The sequence below is a fragment of the Amphritea sp. genome, assembly GCF_050300915.1.
Classification (GTDB): domain Bacteria; phylum Pseudomonadota; class Gammaproteobacteria; order Pseudomonadales; family Balneatricaceae; genus Amphritea.
The window spans coordinates 41,216-61,667 of the sequence record NZ_JBNKYN010000019.1; the positions used below are offsets into that span (position 1 = coordinate 41,216).

The window sequence follows — 20,452 nt, forward strand, 5'->3', positions numbered from 1 at the left end:
AGATCTTAAGCCGTGGCAGCATGCTGAATATGGAGCTTTGGTTGATGACGCTTGCGGTTCTGTTCATGGAAATTTTTTATCGCTTCATGCATAATACCTGACTATTATAGTTGGTTAATGCTTTTTATTGTTTATACGCACAGTAAAGCCAAAGGCTAAGGTGTTATTTCATGCAAAATATTAAGAATATTGTTGCTGTCGCCTCCGGTAAAGGGGGGGTGGGTAAATCTACCACGACGGTTAATCTGGCATTGGCGATGGCAGCTGAAGGCTATCGTGTGGGTATTCTCGATGCGGATATCTATGGCCCTAGTATGGGGACGATGCTGGGTGTTGCGCCGACAACCCGTCCGGAGCCCTCCGGTGAAAATGCCATGAAGCCGGTGCTGGCACATGGTCTGGAAGTGATGTCGATCGCGTTTCTGATTGATGACTCGCAGCCGATGGTATGGCGTGGTCCGATGGCCAGTGGTGCGTTGCAGCAGTTAGTTACTCAGACCCTTTGGGGAGATCTTGATTTTCTCTTTATTGATATGCCGCCCGGTACCGGTGATATACAGCTGACGATCTCCCAGAAGGTGCCGGTCAGCGGCGCAGTGATTGTAACGACACCTCAGGATATCGCGCTGCTGGATGCCCGTAAGGGGATCGAGATGTTCCGTAAAGTGGATATTCCGGTGCTTGGTATTGTGGAAAATATGAGCGTGCATATCTGCAGCCAATGCGGTCATACTGAGGAGATCTTTGGCAGTGGCGGTGGTGAGAGCCTGTCCCGTACATATGGCGCTCCTTTACTGGGTCAGTTACCGCTTAAAATGTCGATTCGCGAGGCGGTTGATGGTGGCAGACCGACGCTGGTGGCAGACCCTGAGGGGGTTGAATCTGCGATCTACCGTTCAACAGCGCGTCAGGTGGTTGCGGCACTGAACGACCGTCGAGGTGTGCAACAGGCAATGCCGAATATCTCAATCAGTCAGGACTAACAGGTGCTCATTTTGACCTCTGGGTTCTGATGATTGGCGACCGCATTTTTTTTCTGAAAATGCGGTTTTTTTTTGGCAAAAACGATATTATGTGCGGCCGCACAATATAACCTATAACTGGAACTGAAAAGATGGGTATCAAATCAGATAGCTGGATTCGCCGCACATCACTCGAACAGCGCATGATCGAACCGTTTGAACCGGGTCAGGTGCGTCGCCGTGGTGAAGAACGACTGATCTCCTATGGTACTTCCAGCTACGGTTACGATGTTCGTTGTGCTGACGAATTTAAAATTTTCACTAACATCAACTCATCCATTGTCGACCCGAAGAACTTCGATGATGGCAGCTTTGTTGATGTAAAGTCTGATGTCTGTATTATTCCGCCAAACTCATTTGCGCTGGCGCGGACGGTTGAGTATTTTCGTATTCCCCGCGATGTTCTGACCATCTGTCTGGGTAAGAGCACCTATGCCCGTTGCGGTATTATTGTCAATGTGACCCCGCTTGAACCTGAGTGGGAGGGCCATGTGACGCTGGAATTTTCTAATACCACGCCGCTGCCGGCGAAAATTTACGCCAATGAAGGTGTGGCTCAGATGCTCTTCCTGGGGGCTGATGAGGTGTGTGAAACGTCCTATAAAGACCGTGATGGCAAATATCAGGGGCAGACCGGAGTGGTTGTTCCCCGTACATGATTGAACCGAGCGAAAAGATCCAGAGTTTCTGGCAGCAGGTTGAGCAGACCATTGACCGGCTGCTGACCAGTGAGTCAGAGAATCAGTTTGATAATGAAACACTGCTACTGGAATACAGTAAAAGCCTGAGAAGCATTGATGCTAACCTGACCTTTCATTTCGAGCGGGATGAGGGGGAGGGGAGCGTTGAGATGATTTTCGGCTGTGATGGCTATCCCGAATCGATCAGCTCAGTGTTAACGCTGGTTGGTGCTGCACCCGATATCGGTGGAATCAGTTTTGTCGCGTTTAACAATCGCTATGATCCGGTGCCCGCCACGGTTAACTTTGGCGATGAACAGTTTCAGCTGGATGAGTTCTGGTTTGGTTATCGGATAGAGTCCGGACGTTACCATCTGGATATCTATATGCAGGATCTGCCTGAATCGCTGGAGATGGAGCCGCGTATTGAAGCGGTGATGATCTATCTGGATGCTTTAATTGGCGAATACGACCTTATGACCCGGGTTTCCACCCTGGACTGGTATGATCTGCCGGTGGATCCGGAAGATTATGTGCTGCGGCCGCTGTCAGAGTTGCGCAACTGTTTTGATCAGCAGCGCAATCTGATTAGTCCGATTGGACTCATCTATCACTGATACAGCCGCATTGATGTGGCTGCTTTAGTTATCTGACAGTATGTAGATGCTCCCCTCCTCATCCTCTTCGCCAGTAAACGTGCTCCAGGGTATCTGACTAAACATGGTCCATCCTCTTATTGTATTGATCCATAGAGGTCTGGAATCTGGCCCTGTGTTGCTGACGATTCCTGCCTCTTAATATAGCTTCGGCTGAGCGGGTGTGAACTTAAGTATAGGTTATAGATTGGCGATTATTAGGGGCGATAAGCTAAAATAATTTAGGTAAAAGCTGTGGTCAGCTGCAGTGTGGAGACAGAGATGAGTCAGAGACTGACAACACTGATAGAGCAGGTACGAGCCGACTATCTGTTGCAGATGGAGCGGGAAGCGGGTCGTTACCCTTACACAACCGCCGAGAAGATCTGTAATGAGCGGCTTTATCTGAGTGCCGATGAGCTGGCCAGGATCGTTGCTGAAGATCCGACGCTGCTGGCGGCTCGCCGTGGTAACCTTATTGCCAGCGAGAAAGAGCGGGATAATCCCAGTGTTGGCATGATTATTAGTGCCAATATTGCTGCGGCGATGATGGAAGGGTTGATGGATGTCGCGCTGGAACGGGGCTGGTTGGTTGTGGATGATAACGGTCGGCTGATGCTGGAGGCTGAAGAGCTGGCATTGCCTGAGCCCCGTGCCGCAGAAGTGGACTACAGTCTCTCTGAAACTGCTCGTGAGAACCTTGTGCTGCCCGGTCAGAGCCTTCTCACCGGGGTGATGAATAGGGCTGAGGCGGCCTTCGCTGAGCGCTTAACCGACTCTCATCAGAACGCTTACGCCCTGGCGCTACAGGTTGCCTCAGAGTACTCGCTGTTTGCTCCCGATGATCTGGCGCCGCTGGTGGATGAGAATCCGTTACTGTTGGGATTACGTGGTGATGGGATGGTGGATGAGGCAATGTTTGAGGGTGATCCACCTGCCGGTATGATTGTCAGTGCTCATCTGACGCAGATGGTTGTCTCGCAGCTGTTAGAGCTGGCGGTGGAGCGGGGCGTGCTGGGGAGTGACAGCAGTGGTCATCCCTTACTGCCGGAAGATGATGGCCCGAACCCGGTTATTCATTGAGTGCAGGCTGGTATGTAGTGGCTGTGGCGGGCCTTTGGTAATGGTTTTTTCGTAACGGGCTTTGCTGAGACTTAGTTTTTTGAGTAGTCCTGCTGGGAGCGGTCCAGCTCGCCTATATCCAGTAGGGGGGCGGCGTCGAGATGCTGAGCGTTAAGCATGAAGGCGATCCGCTCCAGACTTGACACAATCATCGACTGTTCCCAGTTCTGCATATCCTCAAAGTTTCTCACAAAGATGTCCTGCTGTGTTGTCGGGGCACCTTTCATCAGCTCGTTGCCGGTTTCTGTCAGGCTGACCCAAACCTTGCGTTTGTCTTCCTTGCCGCGTTCGCGGGATATCAATTCTTTCTTTTCCAGTCGGTCCAGAATGCTGGTCACTGTTGCCTGGGTCAGCACCATCTCTTTGGCCAGCTCGCCCGTGGTTAGCTGGGTATTTTGCCGCAGCGTCTGCATCACCATTAATTGTGGTGGGGTTACCCCGGTGCTGCGGCTGATCTCCTTATCCTGCATATCGGTTGAACGAATAATCTGACGCAGCAGTACCAGTGCTTTCTGGCTGTTTTCCATGGCCTGTCCTGACTTGAAGTGGTTGGTCATTCTACGGAATTTGCAGCTTTTTTTCCACAAAATCATAGTTGATCCAAGCTAATAATTTGTATGGCTAAATATATTTTTTGAGGGGTGTATTCTAAATAACCACATATATGGGTTGTTTAACGCTTGTTAGTATGTTTTATAATATAAAAGTAATTAGTAAAGCTAAATAAATGTAATTCTAAATATTAGAGGGACAATGGATATCTCAAGCGTATTTTTACGCAACCCCACAGCTGCTGATGGTTATGCAGTGAATCAACTTATCAATCACATCCCCGAACTCGACAGTAACTCATGCTACTGCAACCTGCTGCAGTGCAGCCATTTTTCCGAGACCTCGATACTCGCTGAGCATCAGGGGCAGGTGGTTGGCTTTATCAGTGGCTATCGTAAGCCGCAGGCAGCTGACACACTCTTTGTCTGGCAGGTGGCTGTTTCTCCTGATGCCCGTGGTTGTGGGCTTGCAACAAAGATGCTACTGACTTTGCTGGCATCAGCTGCAAGCCGTTCGGTGTCTCATGTTGAGACCACCATTACCGCAGATAACGCTCCATCCTGGGCGTTGTTTACCCGTCTGGCAGACCAGTGCAATGCGCCTCTTGAGCGCGCTCTGATATTTGATCGTGTGACCCACTTTAATGATCAGCACGATTCAGAGTTCCTGGTCCGTATTGGACCCGTCCAAAAATAATATTTCGTAGTTCGATATAAATTATCCACTAATTCTTACTAAGAGTGCTTTTATGAAAATTTTTGAACAGATTGAATCTGAAGTTCAGTCCTATGCCCGTTCGTTTCCACGTGTCTTCAATAAGGCGCAGGGAGAATATCTCTATGATGAAGATGGCACCCGCTATCTGGATTTTCTCGCCGGCGCCGGAACGCTTAATTACGGTCACAATAACCCGATGTTTAAAGAGAAACTGCTGGAGTATATCCATTCCGACGGTATCACCCACGGCCTGGATCTGCATACCAAGGCTAAAGGCGAGTTTCTTGAAGCGTTTAATGAAAAAATTCTTAAACCCCGCGGTCTTAACTATGTGATGCAGTTTACCGGCCCTACCGGAACGAATGCTGTCGAGGCGGCGCTGAAGCTGGCGCGTAATATCACTGGCCGTGAAAATGTGATCAGTTTTACCAATGGCTTCCACGGTGTCACGATGGGCGCGCTGGCGGCGACCGGTAATTCGCATCATCGGGGTGCAGCGGGTGTCAGCCTGAGCGGTGTCAGCCGGATGCCCTATGACGGTTATCTGGGCGATGATATTGATACCACCCTGTATCTGGATAAGGTTCTGAGCGACTCCAGTAGCGGTATTGATAAGCCTGCTGCCGTTATTGTTGAAACTGTTCAGGGTGAGGGGGGCATCAATGCTGCCAGTTTCAGCTGGTTGCAACAGCTGGAAAAAGTATGTCGCAAGCATGATGTTTTGCTGATTGTCGATGATATTCAGGCCGGTTGTGGCCGCACCGGTACCTACTTCAGCTTTGAAGAGGCGGGAATCAAACCGGATATCGTTACCCTGTCAAAATCTCTGGGTGGCTATGGGCTTCCATTTGCTGTGGTGCTGTTCAGTCCGGAACTGGATCAGTGGAAACCGGGTGAGCATAACGGCACCTTCCGGGGTAACAACTTTGCCTTTATTACCGCAAAAGCGGCGATTGACTGTTACTGGTCCGATGATTCCTTTGCTAAAGATGTGCAGATGAAAGGCCGGTATGTCACAGAACGCCTGGAACAGATAGCCACAGAGTATGGCGATGGTAACTTCTCTACCCGGGGGCGGGGAATGTTCCAGGGTATCAACTGTGTCAGTGGTGAACTGGCAGACAAGATCACCTCTAAAGCGTTCCAGAATGGTCTGATGATCGAAACCAGTGGTGCGGATGACCAGGTCATCAAACTTCTCTGCCCTCTGATTATCAGCATGGACAATCTGAAAGCCGGTATCGATATTCTGGAGAACGCTATTCGTGAAGTCTGTGCCAAAGAGGATGGCTTTATGGAACAGAAGAAATACTTTGATCAGGTCGGTCTGGCCAGCTAAAGATGGCGCCGCAGGGAGCGGCTACTGCTCCCCGAACGTCAGCAGGCGTGTAACTACAGGCTTCACTGTCTTAGTGGTTCGGGGCTGATCCGGGTGGTGTCCCGTTCCCGGCGCTATCGGCTGACGTCAGCCCAGAGTTTGCTGATACCGGCAGATGAGATGGTCACGGTGTCTGGTAGTGAAGATATGGTTATCGCCCTGACGCCCGAAACAGAAACGCAGAATAACTGAATAAAGAGGAAACAAAATGATTGTACGTGATTTAGCCACCGCCGAGCAGAGTAATCGTCGTATCGTATCGCCCGATGGTAATTGGGAAAGCACGCGGATGCTGTTGAAAGATGACAATATGGGGTTCTCTTTCCATATCACCACTATTTATAAATATGCCGATTTTGGTATGCATTATCAAAACCATCTGGAGTCGGTTTACTGCATCTCCGGTGCAGGCGAGATAGAAACCGTACCAGAGGGTAAGAAATACCCGATTAAACCGGGCACGCTGTATGTCCTGGATAAGAACGATAAACACATATTACGCGCATTTGAAGAGATGCAGATGGCCTGTGTCTTCAACCCGCCACTAAATGGCAAAGAGGTGCATAACGCGGAAGGTGCTTATGAGCTGAGTGCAGAAGCAGTGACGGCCTGATTATGAATATGAAAGGAATGTTTATGTCGGCTCAGCAAAAGCATGAAGATGCCTACCCCTCACGACAGGGCGTTCATCAGTTTACCCCACGACAGGACCCTACGGTTTACGCGCCTAAGGGCAGAGTTGCACCGCTCCCTGAGCAGCAGATAAATGAGTATGCTGAGCAGGGTTATATGGTGCTGGAAGAGCTGTTCTCCCCCATTGAAGTAAGGCTGTTTCAGCAGGAACTGGAGCGGCTGCGCAATGATAGTACTGTGGAGCAGTCCGGCGAAACCATTACTGAACCCGAAAGTGGTGAAGTACGCTCGGTGTTTCAGGTGCATGAGAACAGCCCGTTGTTTAAAAAGCTGGCGGCGGACCCTCGTCTGGCAGATCTGGCTCGCTATATTCTCAATGATGAGGTGTATATCCATCAGTCCCGCCTGAATTACAAGCCAGGCTTGCGTGGTAAGGAGTTCTACTGGCACTCGGATTTTGAAACCTGGCATGTGGAGGATGGCATGCCGCGGATGCGGGCGCTGAGTATGTCGATCACACTGACGGAAAACTTCGACTATAACGGACCGCTAATGCTGCTGCCGGGGTCGCACCAGAAATATGCCGCCTGTGCCGGAGAGACTCCTGAAAATCATTTTCAAGCCTCACTGAAAAAGCAGGAATACGGTGTCCCTTCGGATGATCAGCTGAAACAGATGGCTGCATCTGGCGGAATTGTCAGCGTTAAATGTAAACCGGGCAGTGTTATTGTGTTTGACTGTAATGTCATGCATGGATCAAACGGTAACATCACCCCTGAGCCGCGTTCTAACGTTTTCTTTGTTTATAACGCACTGAGCAATCGGGTTGTTGAGCCATTTTGTGACCAGCCTCCCCGTCCAGAGTATATCTGCAGTCGCGAACGTATTATCGCGCTTCCGGTTGTCGACTAATCTGTGAGCCGCCTGTACGGCTCACGTTAAACAGGCAATTTATGTCTGCAACCATCTTATAACCTGAAAATTTGAGAGTTATGCATACTATAGAAAAGATCGGCGGCACATCGATGTCTGATTATGTGTCGGTCCGGGATAATATCATTTTTAAACCCTCTGACCCCGACACCCTGTATCAGCGGGTATTTGTTGTTTCAGCCTATGGTGGAATGACGGATAAGCTGCTGGAACATAAAAAAAGCGGACGCCCGGGGGTGTACGGTTTGTTTGCCAGCAGCATCGAAGATAAAAGCTGGTTACAGGCGCTGGAACAGCTTAAATGTGAGATGTATGACCTGAACCTGCAGCTGTTCGGCAAAGGCGAGCAGGTGATCCGGGCGAATAACTTTATTGATGAACGGCTGCAGGAGGCGCAGAAATGTCTCACTGATCTGCACAGCCTGTGCATGCATGGTCACTTTGCGCTGGATGCGCATCTGGCAACGGTGCGGGAGATGCTGGCCAGCATAGGTGAGGCGCATAGTGCCTGGAATATGGTTGAGCTGCTGAAGCGAGATGGGGTGAATGCCTGTTACATCGATCTGACCGGCTGGGACACTAATCGCCATGTGTCGCTGGATGACCGGATCCGTTCCGCCTTTCAGAATATTAATCTGGATGCGCAACTACCGGTGGTGACCGGTTATGCTCACAGTGCCGATGGTCTGATGTCCTCGTTTGATCGTGGTTATAGCGAGATGACTTTCAGCCGCCTGGCGGTGCTGACCCATGCCCGGGAAGCGGTTATTCATAAAGAGTTTCACCTCAGTAGTGCTGACCCGCGTATTGTCGGAGAGGAGAATGCGGTACCGATTGGACGGACTAATTATGATGTCGCCGATCAGCTGGCCAATCTGGGGATGGAGGCGATCCACCCGAAAGCTGCGAAAGGCCTGCGCCAGCATAATGTACCATTGCGGGTAAAAAACACCTTCGAGCCGGAGCATACCGGAACCCTGATTACCGGAGACTATGTTAGCAGCACGCCCCGGGTTGAGATCATTGCTGGTTGCAAGGGTGTCTATGCGCTTGAGCTATTTGACCAGGATATGGCGGGCAGTATTGAAGACTATGACCGGGAAATTTTAGCCCTGATTAAACGCTTTCGTGCGCCTATTGTTTCTAAAGATGTCAATGCCAACACCATTACTCACTACCTGTCGACCAACCTGAAAACCGTAAAACGTATTCGCACTGCGCTGGAGGAGCGTTTTCCCGAGGCCGAGCTGGATCAGAAAAAGGTATCCATCGTTTCTGCTATTGGCAGTGATATGGAAGTGCCAGGTATTCTCGCCAAAGCGGTATCTGCGATTGCTGAAGGCAATATCAGTGTGCTGGCGATTCACCAGTCGATGCGGCAGGTTGATATGCAGTTTGTGATTGACGAGGCCGACTATGCCTGTGCAGTGAAGAGTCTGCATAAAGCGCTGGTGGAGGTGCATGATCACGGTCGGGCGATCTGTCTGGCAGGTTATCCTGCTCCTCGGCTCAACTAAATCCGTTATGCCGTTGTGCGATATCGCAGGCAACGGCTGCCTCTCAGGAGGTGAAAATATTATCAATAAAGGTAAAAATAGAGATCTTTACCGCAGGCTGCGCGGTACAGTGTTCAGCACACCGTTACGGATAATTATTAGCCGGCGGCCGATGTTGCTGGCTAGTCCGCTGACTGGATCGTTCAGGGCGTTTATGAAACGGGAGTAGGGTGAATGTCTCAGGTGAATCTGCGTATTGATCAGATCCATGAAGCGATAGAGCGACAGGACGATGTTACGCTTAATAACTTGCTGGCTGAGGTCAGCAGCAGTGAAACTGCCCGTCTGATTGAGGCAACGACGCCAGAAAATCGCTGCGATATCTGGGCCTGCCTCGATGTACAGAAACGTGCCGGTGTACTCAAGAGTGTACACGGGAAAGTGCGCCAGTTTCTCATCGATAACACCCCAGAGGATCAGCTGTTAGAGAGTTTATTCCTGCTACAGCCGGATGAGCTGGCCGATATTGATGAGGACCTTCCCGGCACGGTTATCAATGCGATGATCGCCGCCATGAACGAGCTGCGTAAGCGTCGCTATAACAGTGTTAAACATTACCCTGATAACACCGCCGGTGGTTTGATGGATACCGATACCACGGCGGTGAGAGCCGATGTGTCGATCTTGTCGGTGTTGCGCTATCTGCGACTGTTGCGGAAAAAAGAGGGCGAGATGCCCCAGCAGTTAGACAGTTTAATGGTCGTGGATCGAACTAATAAACTGTTAGGGGTGTTACCCCTCAGTGAAGTGGTTTCTCTGCCGACTGACACCCTCGTGGCTGATATTCTGGAGCAAAACTATCAGGCGATACCCGTCGATGCCAGTCAGGATAAAGTGGCGCGGATATTTCAGGATTGTGATCTGCTCTCCGCTCCGGTGGTCGATCATAACTATCGCTTATTAGGCCGTATCACCATCGATGATGTGGTTGATGTGATTCAGGAGCAGGCCGACGATAAGATGTTGCGTTCGGCGGGTCTGGAAAGTAATGCGGATATGTTTTCTCCGGTTTTAACCAGTGCTTACAAGCGGGGTTACTGGCTGGGGATCAATCTGATTACTGCCTTTGTTGCCGCCTGGGTTATCGGTTTATTTGAAGCGGTAATTGAACAACTGATCGCCCTGGCGGTACTGATGCCAGTGGTTGCCAGTATGGGCGGGGTGGCCGGTTCACAAACACTGACCCTGGTTACCCGGGGGCTGGCTCTGAATCAGATTGGCCGCACCAATATCGCCCAGCTGATTGCCCATGAGGCCTCTGTGGTATTTCTGAATGGCGTTGTCTGGGCGCTTGTGGTGGCGGCTATCGCACTATACTGGTTTGGTGATCCGATGCTGGGCGCGGTGTTTGGTATGGCCCTGCTGATCGTTTTGGTAACCGGCGTAATTGGTGGTGTTTTCATTCCGTTGATTCTGCAACGCATGTCTATTGATCCGGCTGTTGCAGGCAGTGTAGTACTGACAACCTTTACTGATGCTATCGGTTTCTTTTCCTTCCTGGGGCTGGCGAAATTGCTAATCTGAGTCTGTCTATGGGCAGGTTTGGTCACGCTACAGCGAAAGCGATGAGAGCAGCCATAAAGGTCTGTTTAGATGATCTCAATAATGCGCATATTAAAAGAGGTAAGTAATGGAATTTATTACACTGGGAGAGACGATAAAATGTGTTCGGGTATTTAATGATCCCGATACCGGCGAAGAGCAGCGGCTGCTGGTGACCTCCTTTCATGCTCAGGTTGACCGGTTAGCACCCCATGTAGCTGCGGCACTCACCCCCGATGAGAGACAGCAACTGGAAAACTGGCTGGCCGACAGATCCCGGTTGCAGTCGCAACTGGAAGAAAAATCAATTGAGCATACCCTGCTGGAAACACTGCCTGCGTTGATGATGCAGGCGGCTGATGCCCTGGACACGCTGGACACCGTAGACCTGAAAATCTACCAGGCAATTAAGGTTAGTCTTAACGATCTGAATAATGCGCTGCAACGCGCCGAGTCCCACTCGGCCAAAAGCACGGTTGAACTTAATCAGATGCAGGATCAAGAAGAGCTGAAAGAGCGTCTCGATGTGATTCGGGATAGCCTGAACAATTGAATCTGAGGGTAAATCTACGATTGTCCCGCTGTCGCCTTCTTTTGCAGCAGGGTTAACAGCTTATCTCCGGTCATCGGTCTGGCTAACAGATAACCCTGTATCATCGGTGAACCGAACTGACGCAGCAGCTCAAGCTGCCCCTGGGTTTCAACCCCTTCGATGACCGTTTTCAGGGATAGTGAGTCAGCCAGTGAGATCATTCCTGATACCAGTGAACGGGTATCTTCGTTGGATTCCAGGTCATCAATAAAGGACTTATCAATTTTCAGCCGTTGCACCGGATATTTCTTCAGATAGCTGAGCGACGAATAACCCGTGCCAAAATCGTCTACTGCAATATCAATTCCCATCGCCACTATCGACTGCAGTTGCTGGTATATCTTCTGCTCTTCGAGTAGCAGAATGCTTTCAGTTATTTCAACAATCAGCGCTGTGCCCGCCAGTTTAAGAGCGGTAATCTCTTCAGTCAGCTGTACCTCAACGTCGCCTCTGAGAAACTGACAACTGGAAATGTTGATACTGACCCTGGGCGGATTCCCCGCGTTATCGGCAAGCGTTCGGGTAAACCGGCAGGCTTCCCTGATCACCCATTTACCGATCGTGTGTATCAGCGTTGATTCTTCCGCGATGGGAATAAACTCTGAGGGGGAGATGATACCGCGTTCAGGGTGTTGCCAGCGGATCAGTGCTTCTACAGACTCAATTCGTGAGCCGTCGATCGACCAGATTGGCTGGTATACAAGATAGAGCTCGTCTCGTTCGATAGCTTTGTAAAGGTCTTGCTCTAACAGGCTGCGACGTTGTGACTCTTCATTGAGTTGCTGGTTAAAATACTCCCGGGTATTCCGGCCTCTTTCTTTGGCTTTGTACATGGCATTATCGGCATTAAGCAGCAGACGTTCTGAGTCTGCGCCATTATCAGGATAGATGGCGATACCAATACTGCAGGAGATATAGGCTTCATTGTGTTCAAGCAGGTAAGGCCTGGCCAGGCTCTGCAGAATTTTCTGGGCAATATGCTCTATGGCAGACAGGTTGTGTAGCTCGTTGATGACCACGGCAAACTCGTCTCCTCCGAGACGGGAAACCGTATCGCTCTTTCGCAGACAGGCTCCAATCCGTTGCGCCACCTGCTTCAGTAACAGGTCACCGGCAAGGTGACCAAAGGTGTCGTTGACATACTTGAACCGGTCCAGGTCGATAAACAGCAGGGCGCTTTGAGTCCGGCTGCGATCAGAGAGTGCCAGCGCCTGTTTTAAGCGGTCTTCAAACAGGTGTCGGTTGGGCAACCCGGTCAGGGCGTCATAATTTGCCTGGTGGATGATAATCGCTTCATTATGCTTACGCTGGGTTATATCACTGAACAGCGCAACATAGCCCTCAAGTACTCCTGCGGGGCTATAGCGGGAGGAGATCGTTAGCCATTGGGGATAGATCTCTCCATTTTTACGCTTATTCCAGATTTCGCCTTCCCAGCCACGATACTCCTCCAGCTTGCGATACATCTCCCGATAAAATGCCGGGCTATGTTCACCTGACTTCAATATTGACGGTGTTTTGCCCAGTACCTCGGCTTCTGTGTATCCGGTTATCTGCTCGAATGATTCGTTAACCATCTGAATGCGATTTTGATTATCTGTCACCACAATAGCCTCTGCCGCAACACTGAATACTGCAGATGCCAGTCGCAGTTTCTCCTGCGCATTTTTCTCATCGGTTATCGGTTGTTTCAGGGCGATATAGTGGGTGATCTCTCCCGTCTCATCAACCAGCGGGCCGATGGATGACCGCTCCCAATATAAGCTTCCGTCTTTATGTTTATTGTGAAATTCACCATTCCAGGTCTCACCGGCGGTGAGGGCCTGCCACATTCTGGCATACTCGGCGTCCGATGTTTCGCCCGACTTCAGCAGTCGGGGATTGTGTCCGATGACTTCATCTTTACGATAGCCCGTCACGGATTCGAAACAGCTATTGACGTATTCAATCACGCCATCCGGATTAGTAATGACAATAACCGTGGGGCTGTGTTCGACCACTTCTGACAGCAGATCTACCTCGGCTTTCATCTGCAACGCCTTTCGTCCGTTACGAACGGTAAAGAGTGAGCCGACAATCAGAATAATAACGGACACAAGCAAAATCAGTAGCAAGCTGCGCTTTTGTTCCAGCCAAAGTCGAAAAGACCCCTGATGATTGACCACGATAGCAACCGCCAGGGGGTACTTGTTGAGTAGTCTGATTGCTGTTGTATTTAAGGGGATGGGGCCAAATGAGTGGTTGACCAGATCCTCATCGGCGCCGGTTGATAAGATTGTCTGCAGTTCGGGGATAATATATTGTCTGTTAGGGCCGTATAAACCTCGTTGAATAAGCGTATTACCGCTAAGGTCCGTCAGGTAGACTCTGTCACTTTGCTCAAGGTCAAGATCGTCGATATAGCGGTTAATATAGTTCGGATTAAAGGTTGCAATAATCAGCAACCTCTCGCCCGTAAGAGATCGGGTTGCAATCGCAACAGGTATCAGTTCACGCAAACTCGCTTCATCTGGAAACGTGCCCTGCAGAGGCAGGAAGCGCCCCTTCAATGCGTTACCGATTATCAGCCCTAATGAAGCAGAACGGTGGCCGGGCTGATTAAGCCCTAAGATATTGAGGTTAATATTTTTCGCTATGGTGTTATGAGTATCGATGAGGGTTTTTTCCCCTCTGACCACGGTAATCTGTCTGAGCTGGGGGGCAAACTTCAGCATTTTCAGCGCTTTATCGCGGATTCTGATCACATGGCCCGGCCCCAGATCACCTTCGTTGAGGTCTTCAGATAATGAAATGAGACTGATCTCGAGGCCTTCCAGCGTTCGGCTTATAGTACCCTCGATCATGCGTGCATACAGCGCCGAGCGTTGATTTCGCTCATTGATACTCTGGGTAAAGCTAAACCAGAGTACGGTGATAAATAACAGGGTGGTTGCTAACAACCCCCCATAGATCCATCTGGCAAAAGAGGGGGGCTTCTTTGGGTGACTACTTCGCATCAAATTACAACTCGTATCAAAGAAGCGGAACAAATACGATCATATCTCAGATAAACACTTGAAATACATGAGCGCTTAGAAGTTAATTGATTTCAGACAGTTTAAGCCGGATCTAAAAACGATGAACAACAAATTAAAAACTCTGTTTTGCGTAGCATTATCTCTTCTGGTGGCGTTAATGAACAGTGCCATCGCCAGTGAACGGGCAGAAAAAATTAAGCGTACCGGTGAGATCAGAGTGTGTATATGGCCCGATTACTTCACCATCAGCTATCGCAATCCCCGTACGCAGCAGTTGGAAGGGATCGATATTGATATGGCCCATGAGCTGGCCAGTAGTCTTGGGGTTAAGCTGACATTTATTGAGAGCTCTTTTTCGCAACTGGTTTCTAATCTGGAAAAAGATGCCTGTGATATCGCTATGCACGGTGTCGGTATTAGAGATAGCCGCAAGCCTTACATGGAGTTTTCCCAGCCTTATCTCGCCAGTGGAATCTACGCTGTTGGCACGAAAGACAATGCTGAAGTGACCCGCTGGGAAGATATTGACCAGGTGGGCGTTATCGCCGTGGTGCAAAAAGGTACCTATATGGAGCCTGTGGTTAAGCAAGCGTTTAAGCATGCTGAAGTGGCGGTCGTGGACAGCTTTAAAGCGCGAGAGCAGGAGGTGCTGAGTGGCAGAGGGGATGTCTTTATGACCGATTACCCCTACGGTAAGCGAATGACCGCTTTAACCGAATGGGCGGTGTTATTTGCTCCCCCAGTGCCGCTGGCTAAAACCTATTACGCCTATGCTGTGCCTAAAGGAGAGATGGCATGGTTAGAAGAGGTTGATGCTTTTTTGCTGCAGATGAAGAAAACCGGCAAGCTTTACCAGTTTGCAGAAAAAAATGGCTTAAGTGAGATCGTGGTTACCGAGTAACGAGCAGGTTTCTGCTAATCAACAACGCAATCAAGCAACAAAAAAGGCTGATGGTTTAAACCATCAGCCTTTTTGCTACTCCGGGTTTGCTTATTTTGCCTGCATCCACTGGTCCAGACCGATAACATCTTCAGGGCTGAGGGTGCCGATCTGTTGCTTAAAGCTGAACAGGTTCTGGATATAGTCGAATCGCGCATTGGCATAGTCCCGCTGAGCAGAATAGAGCTGCTGCTCCGCCTGCAGCACATCGACAACATTTCGTGTACCGACATTGAAGCCCTCTTCTGTGGCTCGCAAGGCTGTCTCGCTGGAGAGGATGCTTTGCTTACGGGCGGCGACGCTGAGGACGTTGGTCTGCAGATTACGCAACAGGTTACGCACTTCCTGGGTCACGCCTCTGAGGGCGTCATCCTGATTAAAACGTGCCTGAGCAAAGCCATATTCAGCCTGGCGGCTTTTAGAGCTGGTCGCACCGCCGGAGAAAATGGGTACCGACAGGGTCAGGCCAATCTGGTTGGTCTCTTCCCAACCACTGTTACCGGTTGGTTTACCTTTGTCGCGGTCATAGCTGGCGGTTAGCGACAGGGTTGGAAGATGTCCGCTTGAGGCAGCCTGTGCCTGACGCCGGGCAGCTTCAGTATTCGCTTCCGCGACTTTCAACGACAGGTTTCCGGCCATGGCTTTTTCCAGCCAGGCCTGGGGCTCAATGGGGGAGATGTTTTCAATCGGATACTCTTTAGAGAGTGGATCGATTGTGCCCACAGGTTGTCCCGTGAGTCGCTCCAGTCCCTGGAAACTGTTGTCCAGATCACCTTCAGCCAGAATTCTGGCAACCTTAGCATTGTCATAGGTCGCCTGAGCTTCCTGAACATCGGTAATGGCGATCAGGCCGACATCAAACTGCGCGTTGACCTGATCCAGGCGACGTTTGATTGCGCGCTCCTGTGCTTGAGATGTTTCCAGCGTGGTCTGTGCCCGCAGCACCCCCAGATAGCTGTCAATTACCCGCAGAATCAGATTTTGCTGAGCCTGGTCGAACTGCAGGCTGGCAACTTCAGACTGTGCGATACCCTGTTGATAGGTAAACCAGGAAGACGCTGAAAAGAGTGGCTGGCTCAGACTCACGGTATAGCCGTGGTTATTGTAGTTTACCGTTTCTGCTTCAATCCAGGTGGTATTGCCGGTCAGCGAAATACTCGGCAGCAACCCCGCCCGGCTTTGTGGCAGGGCTTCAGCTCCGGCTTTCGATGCAGCTTCAGCGGATTTCAGCTGTGGATCCTGATCAAGGGCCTGCTGGTAGATATCTGTCAGCGCTCCGGCGTTTACCTGCGGAGCAATCAGGGCACAGCTGATGGCTGCGGCCAGCAGAGTACGGTGTATTGTACGTTGAGTTGCTTTCACTGCTCTGATCCTTGTTCCATTAGTTGATAGTCCGGCTCTACTTTTTTGAACAGACGCCGTCCCAGATAACTGTATACCGTTGGTACTATAAATAAGGTTAACAGGGTACCAAAGGTCAGACCACCCACAATTACCCAGCCGATCTGCTGACGGCTTTCCGCGCCTGCACCAACGGCTATGGCCAGCGGCAGGGTGCCGAGTACCATGGCACCGGTGGTCATCAGAATCGGACGTAAACGCAGGGTTGCCGATTCAATAATAGCATCCTGCAGTTCGCGTCCCTGATCCTGAAGCTGGTTGGCAAACTCCACAATCAGAATACCGTGCTTCGTCACCAGGCCAATCAGGGTTATCAGACCGATCTGGCTGTAAATACTCAGACTGCCGCCGGAGTAATACAGAGCAAAAAGGCCTCCGAACAGTGCCGGGGGAACCGAGAGCATAATGATCATCGGGTTGCGGAAGCTTTCAAACTGTGCCGCCAGAACCAGGAAGGTGAAGATCAGAGCCAGCGCCGCGGTCACCACCAGGCCACTGCCTGACTCTTTAAATTCACGCGACTGTCCGCCGAAATCGTACAGTGTTTCCGGGCTGATCTCTGCCATCTGCTGTTCGAGGAAGTCCAGAGCCTCTTTCAGACTGTAACCGGGTGCCAGAATAGCCTGAAACTTAACCGATTTCATCTTATCAAAGTGGTTCAGCTCTTTCGGCGCGACACTCTCTTTAATGTCTACTACCGAGCTTAGCTGTACCATATTGTTGTCGTTGGTACGCAGATACAGGTTACTGAGATCACCGGGACTTTTCCGCTGGTCTGGCTCAACCTGAAGGATAACGTCGTACTGCTCACCCTCTTTCTTAAAGCGGGTCACATCACGGCTCGCCATATAGGTTTCGATACTACGGCCGATCAGGTTGATATCCAGCCCCATCTCTGATGCTTGCTCGCGGTTCACATTGAGTGACAGTTCCGGCTTGTTTAGCTTCAGGTCAATATCAGGCTGTACAAACCCAGGGTTTTTTAAGATCCGCGCCATCAGCTGGTCAGAAATGGTTTTCAGCTCAGCATAATCCGTATTCGATTTGATAATGAACTCTACTGGCCGGGAAACAAAGCTTTGTCCCAGAGACGGAGGGTTCATGGCAAATGACATGGTACCGGTGACGCCACCAAACAGCTGAGGTGTCAGTTCGGCAACGATACTCTGCTGCTTCTGTGTCCTTTCGTCCCAGGGCTTAAGGCCGAGGAAGGTCATTGAGTTGGTTTCAGTAGGGAAACCGACAATAGTAAAGTAACGGTTGCCAGAGGGTTGCTTTGCAATCATCCCCTCTACCTGTCTGGCATAGCGGTCGACATAGTCCACCGATGCGCCATCAGGGGAGATTGACATCGCCAGAATGGTGCCCCGGTCTTCGACCGGCGCCAGTTCCTGTGGCAGTTTAGTGTATAGCAGGCCAGCGCCGCCAAGGCTGACGGCCATGATCAGTATGGCCAGTAGTCGGGATTTGAGTACTTTTTTCAGCAGTGACTGATAGCCCTCAGTCAAGCCCAGAATCCAGCCTTCAATCAGATTGAAGATCGCGCTGTGGCGTTTTTCATGATGCAGCAGGCGAGAGCACATCATGGGTGACAGAGTCAGTGCTATAAAGCCGGATACCAGCACACCGCCTGCCAGGGTCAGAGCAAATTCGGTGAACAACTTACCGGTGCGTCCCGGCGTAAAGGCTACCGGAGCAAACACGGCCACCAGTGTCATCGTTGTGGCAATAACCGCAAAGCCGATCTCTTTACTGCCTTTGAAAGCCGCCTGAATAGGCGATAGCCCCTCCTCAATATGGCGGTAGATGTTTTCCAGCATGACGATAGCGTCGTCCACCACCAAACCTATTGCCAGAACCATTGCCAGCAGCGTCAGGGTGTTAATACTGAAACCCAACATCAGCATCAGGGCAAAACTGCCGATCAGTGACAGAGGGATGGTTAATATCGGAATCAGCGTTGCCCGCAGGTTTCTCAGGAAGAAAAAGATAACCGCAACCACCAGGATGCTGGCTTCCAGGATTGTTTTGAATACCGACTTGATCGACTCAGAAATAAAGACAGAGGAGTCGTAGGCGATGTCGACATTCACTCCTTCCGGCAGTGCTGCTTTGATCTGTGGCAGGCGTTCCTGAATGCCGTTTGATACATCAAGCGGGTTTGCGGTTGATTGTTTTACCACCCCCAGCGCGACAGCAGATTTACCTCTAAAGCGAGACTTCCGGCGTTCATCTTCTGGCGCGATCTCCACCCGGGCGACATCACGGACTTTCACCGCATAGTTGTTGTCATTGCGGATGATAATGTTTTCAAACTGTTCGATCGTGTTCAGGTCGGTTTTCGCCAGGACACTGAACTCCCGCTGGCTACTTTCGATACGACCAGCAGGAATCTCTACGTTCTGACTGCGCAGGGCGTTTTCAATATCCTGAGGGATGACCTTATAAGCAGCCATACGAGCAGGGTCCAGCCAGATGCGCATCGCAAAGCGGCGGTCACCGAACAGCATAACGTTGGCAACGCCATCAACGGTTTGCAGAGGATCTTTAACCATCTTGTCTGCAATCTGCGAGATTTCCATCATACTGTGGTTATCGGAGGAGAGCGCCAGCCAGAACACCGGTTGCGCATCCGCTTCCGTTTTGGCGGTGATCGGCTCTTCAACGTCATCGGGCAGGGCGCCCCGTACCCGACCAACCCGGTCACGTACGTCACTGGCAGCATCATCAGGATCACGGGTCAGCTTAAAGGTGACGGTGATCTGGCTTTTGCCCGAGCGGCTAACCGAACTGATGTAATCCACCCCTTCGATACCGGACAGCGAGTCCTCAATAATCTGGGTAACCTGCGATTCTATAATCGATGAGCTGGCACCGGGGTAGTTGGTTTCAACGGTGACCACTGGTACGTCGATCTTCGGATATTCCCTTACCGTCAAACGGTCGTAAGAGACTGCGCCGACCAGTAATATCAGCAGACTCATAACAGTCGCCAGTACCGGTCGTTTGATACTGATTTCAGAAAGGATCATGCTCAGGCTCCTGGTTGTTCAGTCGAAGGCTGAGCGGGTTTTTCTGCCGTGCCGTCAACGAATATGGGCGTGACAGGAGAGCCAGGGAACAGTTTTATCTGACCGGCTGTGACAATCACCTCTCCAGGGGCGAGACCCGTAACAATATTCACTTCGCCATCGCGACGCAGGCCCAGTTTAACCGGGGCCATACCAATTTTTCCGTCAGTCACCGTCATGACGAAGAAGCTGTCGTTCTGAGGAATGATTGCCTCTTCCGGAACCATCACCGCATTGTCATCGGTGCTGAGGATAATCTGAATGCGGGCAAACAGACCGGGACGCAGCAGATTGTCGCGGTTTTCGATCTTAGCCCGGATAGCGATGTTATGACTGCGCTCATCAACGCTGGGGGCGATGGCATAGATGGTGCCTTCAAAGATTTCTCCCGGCAGGGCATCAACCAGCACTTTGATCTGCTGTCCGATACGGATATTCGGCAGCTGGTTTTCCGGTACTTTGAAGTCAACCTTCATGGTATTAATATCGGTCAGTTCGACCAGGTCCTGCCCCGTGGTGACATAATCGCCGGGGCTGAATTTACGCAGGCCGATAACACCATCAAATGGGGCGTTGATGGTCATTTTGTCTAACTGGGTCTGAGCGACCGCTTGTTGTGCCTGGTCCACCTGCAGCTGAGCCAGAGATGAATCCATATCCT

General features: G+C 50.7%; 18 protein-coding genes. 13 read left to right on the forward strand and 5 right to left on the reverse strand.

Annotation, left to right across the window (positions count from 1 at the left end; translation table 11 throughout):
* Positions 1–170 precede the first annotated feature (170 nt).
* The 4 genes from apbC to ACQY8X_RS07325 all read left to right on the forward strand — a co-directional run bounded on the left by apbC (position 171) and on the right by ACQY8X_RS07325 (position 3,420).
* Positions 171–983, forward strand: a complete 813-nt coding sequence (gene apbC / locus ACQY8X_RS07310) for an iron-sulfur cluster carrier protein ApbC (RefSeq protein ID WP_428034491.1) — start codon at positions 171–173, stop codon at positions 981–983.
* Positions 984–1,114: 131 nt separating this feature from the next.
* Positions 1,115–1,681: a dCTP deaminase gene (dcd, locus tag ACQY8X_RS07315; RefSeq protein ID WP_299199611.1), complete on the forward strand. Its 567-nt coding sequence runs from the start codon at positions 1,115–1,117 to the stop codon at positions 1,679–1,681.
* Positions 1,678–2,319 (forward strand): hypothetical protein, encoded by a 642-nt coding sequence (locus tag ACQY8X_RS07320; RefSeq protein ID WP_428034492.1) that lies wholly within the window; start codon positions 1,678–1,680, stop codon positions 2,317–2,319. Before dcd ends, ACQY8X_RS07320 begins: the two co-directional genes overlap by 4 nt.
* A 300-nt stretch (positions 2,320–2,619) precedes the next feature.
* The gene (locus tag ACQY8X_RS07325) at positions 2,620–3,420 is read left to right on the forward strand and encodes a hypothetical protein (protein ID WP_428034493.1); all 801 of its coding nucleotides are present in this window, start codon (positions 2,620–2,622) and stop codon (positions 3,418–3,420) included.
* Positions 3,421–3,491: 71 nt separating this feature from the next.
* Here the strand turns inward: ACQY8X_RS07325 and ACQY8X_RS07330 are convergent, their stop codons facing one another.
* Positions 3,492–3,986 (reverse strand): MarR family winged helix-turn-helix transcriptional regulator, encoded by a 495-nt coding sequence (locus tag ACQY8X_RS07330; RefSeq protein ID WP_428034494.1) that lies wholly within the window; start codon positions 3,984–3,986, stop codon positions 3,492–3,494.
* 226 nt (positions 3,987–4,212) lie between these two features.
* Here ACQY8X_RS07330 and ectA point away from each other — a divergent pair, with 226 nt between their 5' ends.
* From ectA to ACQY8X_RS07370, 8 genes are all read left to right on the forward strand, one after another.
* The gene (ectA, locus tag ACQY8X_RS07335; RefSeq protein ID WP_428034495.1) at positions 4,213–4,707 is read left to right on the forward strand and encodes a diaminobutyrate acetyltransferase; all 495 of its coding nucleotides are present in this window, start codon (positions 4,213–4,215) and stop codon (positions 4,705–4,707) included.
* A gap of 52 nt (positions 4,708–4,759) precedes the next feature.
* Positions 4,760–6,067, forward strand: coding sequence for a diaminobutyrate--2-oxoglutarate transaminase (gene ectB / locus ACQY8X_RS07340; RefSeq protein WP_428034496.1), 1,308 nt, complete (start codon positions 4,760–4,762; stop codon positions 6,065–6,067).
* 96 nt (positions 6,068–6,163) lie between these two features.
* Positions 6,164–6,298 (forward strand): hypothetical protein, encoded by a 135-nt coding sequence (locus tag ACQY8X_RS07345; protein ID WP_428034497.1) that lies wholly within the window; start codon positions 6,164–6,166, stop codon positions 6,296–6,298.
* Between the two features lie 16 nt (positions 6,299–6,314).
* Positions 6,315–6,719: an ectoine synthase gene (locus ACQY8X_RS07350; protein ID WP_428034498.1), complete on the forward strand. Its 405-nt coding sequence runs from the start codon at positions 6,315–6,317 to the stop codon at positions 6,717–6,719.
* 23 nt (positions 6,720–6,742) lie between these two features.
* On the forward strand, positions 6,743–7,651 hold the full coding sequence (gene thpD, locus ACQY8X_RS07355) for an ectoine hydroxylase (RefSeq protein ID WP_428034499.1): 909 nt from the start codon (positions 6,743–6,745) through the stop codon (positions 7,649–7,651).
* Positions 7,652–7,731: 80 nt separating this feature from the next.
* Positions 7,732–9,189 (forward strand): aspartate kinase, encoded by a 1,458-nt coding sequence (locus ACQY8X_RS07360; protein WP_428034500.1) that lies wholly within the window; start codon positions 7,732–7,734, stop codon positions 9,187–9,189.
* 213 nt (positions 9,190–9,402) lie between these two features.
* Positions 9,403–10,752 carry a magnesium transporter gene (mgtE, locus tag ACQY8X_RS07365; RefSeq protein WP_428034501.1) on the forward strand — a complete coding sequence of 450 codons (1,350 nt, stop codon included), beginning with the start codon at positions 9,403–9,405 and terminating at the stop codon, positions 10,750–10,752.
* 106 nt (positions 10,753–10,858) lie between these two features.
* A complete protein-coding gene (locus ACQY8X_RS07370) occupies positions 10,859–11,323 on the forward strand; it encodes a hypothetical protein (RefSeq protein ID WP_428034502.1) in 465 nt (154 codons plus the stop codon).
* 14 nt (positions 11,324–11,337) lie between these two features.
* Here ACQY8X_RS07370 and ACQY8X_RS07375 read toward each other — a convergent pair whose 3' ends face one another.
* Entirely contained in the window at positions 11,338–14,358 is a 3,021-nt protein-coding gene (locus tag ACQY8X_RS07375; protein WP_428034503.1) for a sensor domain-containing protein, read from the reverse strand.
* A 121-nt stretch (positions 14,359–14,479) separates the two neighbouring features.
* Here ACQY8X_RS07375 and ACQY8X_RS07380 point away from each other — a divergent pair, with 121 nt between their 5' ends.
* On the forward strand, positions 14,480–15,280 hold the full coding sequence (locus ACQY8X_RS07380; protein WP_428034504.1) for an ABC transporter substrate-binding protein: 801 nt from the start codon (positions 14,480–14,482) through the stop codon (positions 15,278–15,280).
* 90 nt (positions 15,281–15,370) lie between these two features.
* Here ACQY8X_RS07380 and ACQY8X_RS07385 read toward each other — a convergent pair whose 3' ends face one another.
* The 3 genes from ACQY8X_RS07385 to ACQY8X_RS07395 form a co-directional block, all read right to left on the reverse strand.
* The gene (locus ACQY8X_RS07385) at positions 15,371–16,681 is read right to left on the reverse strand and encodes a TolC family outer membrane protein (RefSeq protein ID WP_428034505.1); all 1,311 of its coding nucleotides are present in this window, start codon (positions 16,679–16,681) and stop codon (positions 15,371–15,373) included.
* Complete coding sequence (locus ACQY8X_RS07390) at positions 16,678–19,752, reverse strand: efflux RND transporter permease subunit (protein WP_428034506.1); 3,075 nt, start codon at positions 19,750–19,752, stop codon at positions 16,678–16,680. The genes ACQY8X_RS07385 and ACQY8X_RS07390 overlap by 4 nt, the downstream gene beginning before the upstream one ends.
* 2 nt (positions 19,753–19,754) lie before the next feature.
* Positions 19,755–20,452, reverse strand: a 698-nt coding sequence (locus ACQY8X_RS07395) for an efflux RND transporter periplasmic adaptor subunit (protein ID WP_428034507.1), incomplete at its 5' end; no start/stop codon positions are given.

Bases quoted from the DNA above. Each gene is read 5' to 3' on its own strand.
- apbC (WP_428034491.1), top strand. From the start codon at position 171: ATGCAAAATATTAAGAATATTGTTGCTGTCGCCTCCGGTAAAGGGGGG.
- dcd (WP_299199611.1), top strand. From the start codon at position 1,115: ATGGGTATCAAATCAGATAGCTGGATTCGCCGCACATCACTCGAACAG.
- ACQY8X_RS07320 (WP_428034492.1), top strand. From the start codon at position 1,678: ATGATTGAACCGAGCGAAAAGATCCAGAGTTTCTGGCAGCAGGTTGAG.
- ACQY8X_RS07325 (WP_428034493.1), top strand. From the start codon at position 2,620: ATGAGTCAGAGACTGACAACACTGATAGAGCAGGTACGAGCCGACTAT.
- ACQY8X_RS07330 (WP_428034494.1), bottom strand. From the start codon at position 3,986: ATGGAAAACAGCCAGAAAGCACTGGTACTGCTGCGTCAGATTATTCGT.
- ectA (WP_428034495.1), top strand. From the start codon at position 4,213: ATGGATATCTCAAGCGTATTTTTACGCAACCCCACAGCTGCTGATGGT.
- ectB (WP_428034496.1), top strand. From the start codon at position 4,760: ATGAAAATTTTTGAACAGATTGAATCTGAAGTTCAGTCCTATGCCCGT.
- ACQY8X_RS07350 (WP_428034498.1), top strand. From the start codon at position 6,315: ATGATTGTACGTGATTTAGCCACCGCCGAGCAGAGTAATCGTCGTATC.
- thpD (WP_428034499.1), top strand. From the start codon at position 6,743: ATGTCGGCTCAGCAAAAGCATGAAGATGCCTACCCCTCACGACAGGGC.
- ACQY8X_RS07360 (WP_428034500.1), top strand. From the start codon at position 7,732: ATGCATACTATAGAAAAGATCGGCGGCACATCGATGTCTGATTATGTG.
- mgtE (WP_428034501.1), top strand. From the start codon at position 9,403: ATGTCTCAGGTGAATCTGCGTATTGATCAGATCCATGAAGCGATAGAG.
- ACQY8X_RS07370 (WP_428034502.1), top strand. From the start codon at position 10,859: ATGGAATTTATTACACTGGGAGAGACGATAAAATGTGTTCGGGTATTT.
- ACQY8X_RS07375 (WP_428034503.1), bottom strand. From the start codon at position 14,358: ATGCGAAGTAGTCACCCAAAGAAGCCCCCCTCTTTTGCCAGATGGATC.
- ACQY8X_RS07380 (WP_428034504.1), top strand. From the start codon at position 14,480: ATGAACAACAAATTAAAAACTCTGTTTTGCGTAGCATTATCTCTTCTG.
- ACQY8X_RS07390 (WP_428034506.1), bottom strand. From the start codon at position 19,752: ATGATCCTTTCTGAAATCAGTATCAAACGACCGGTACTGGCGACTGTT.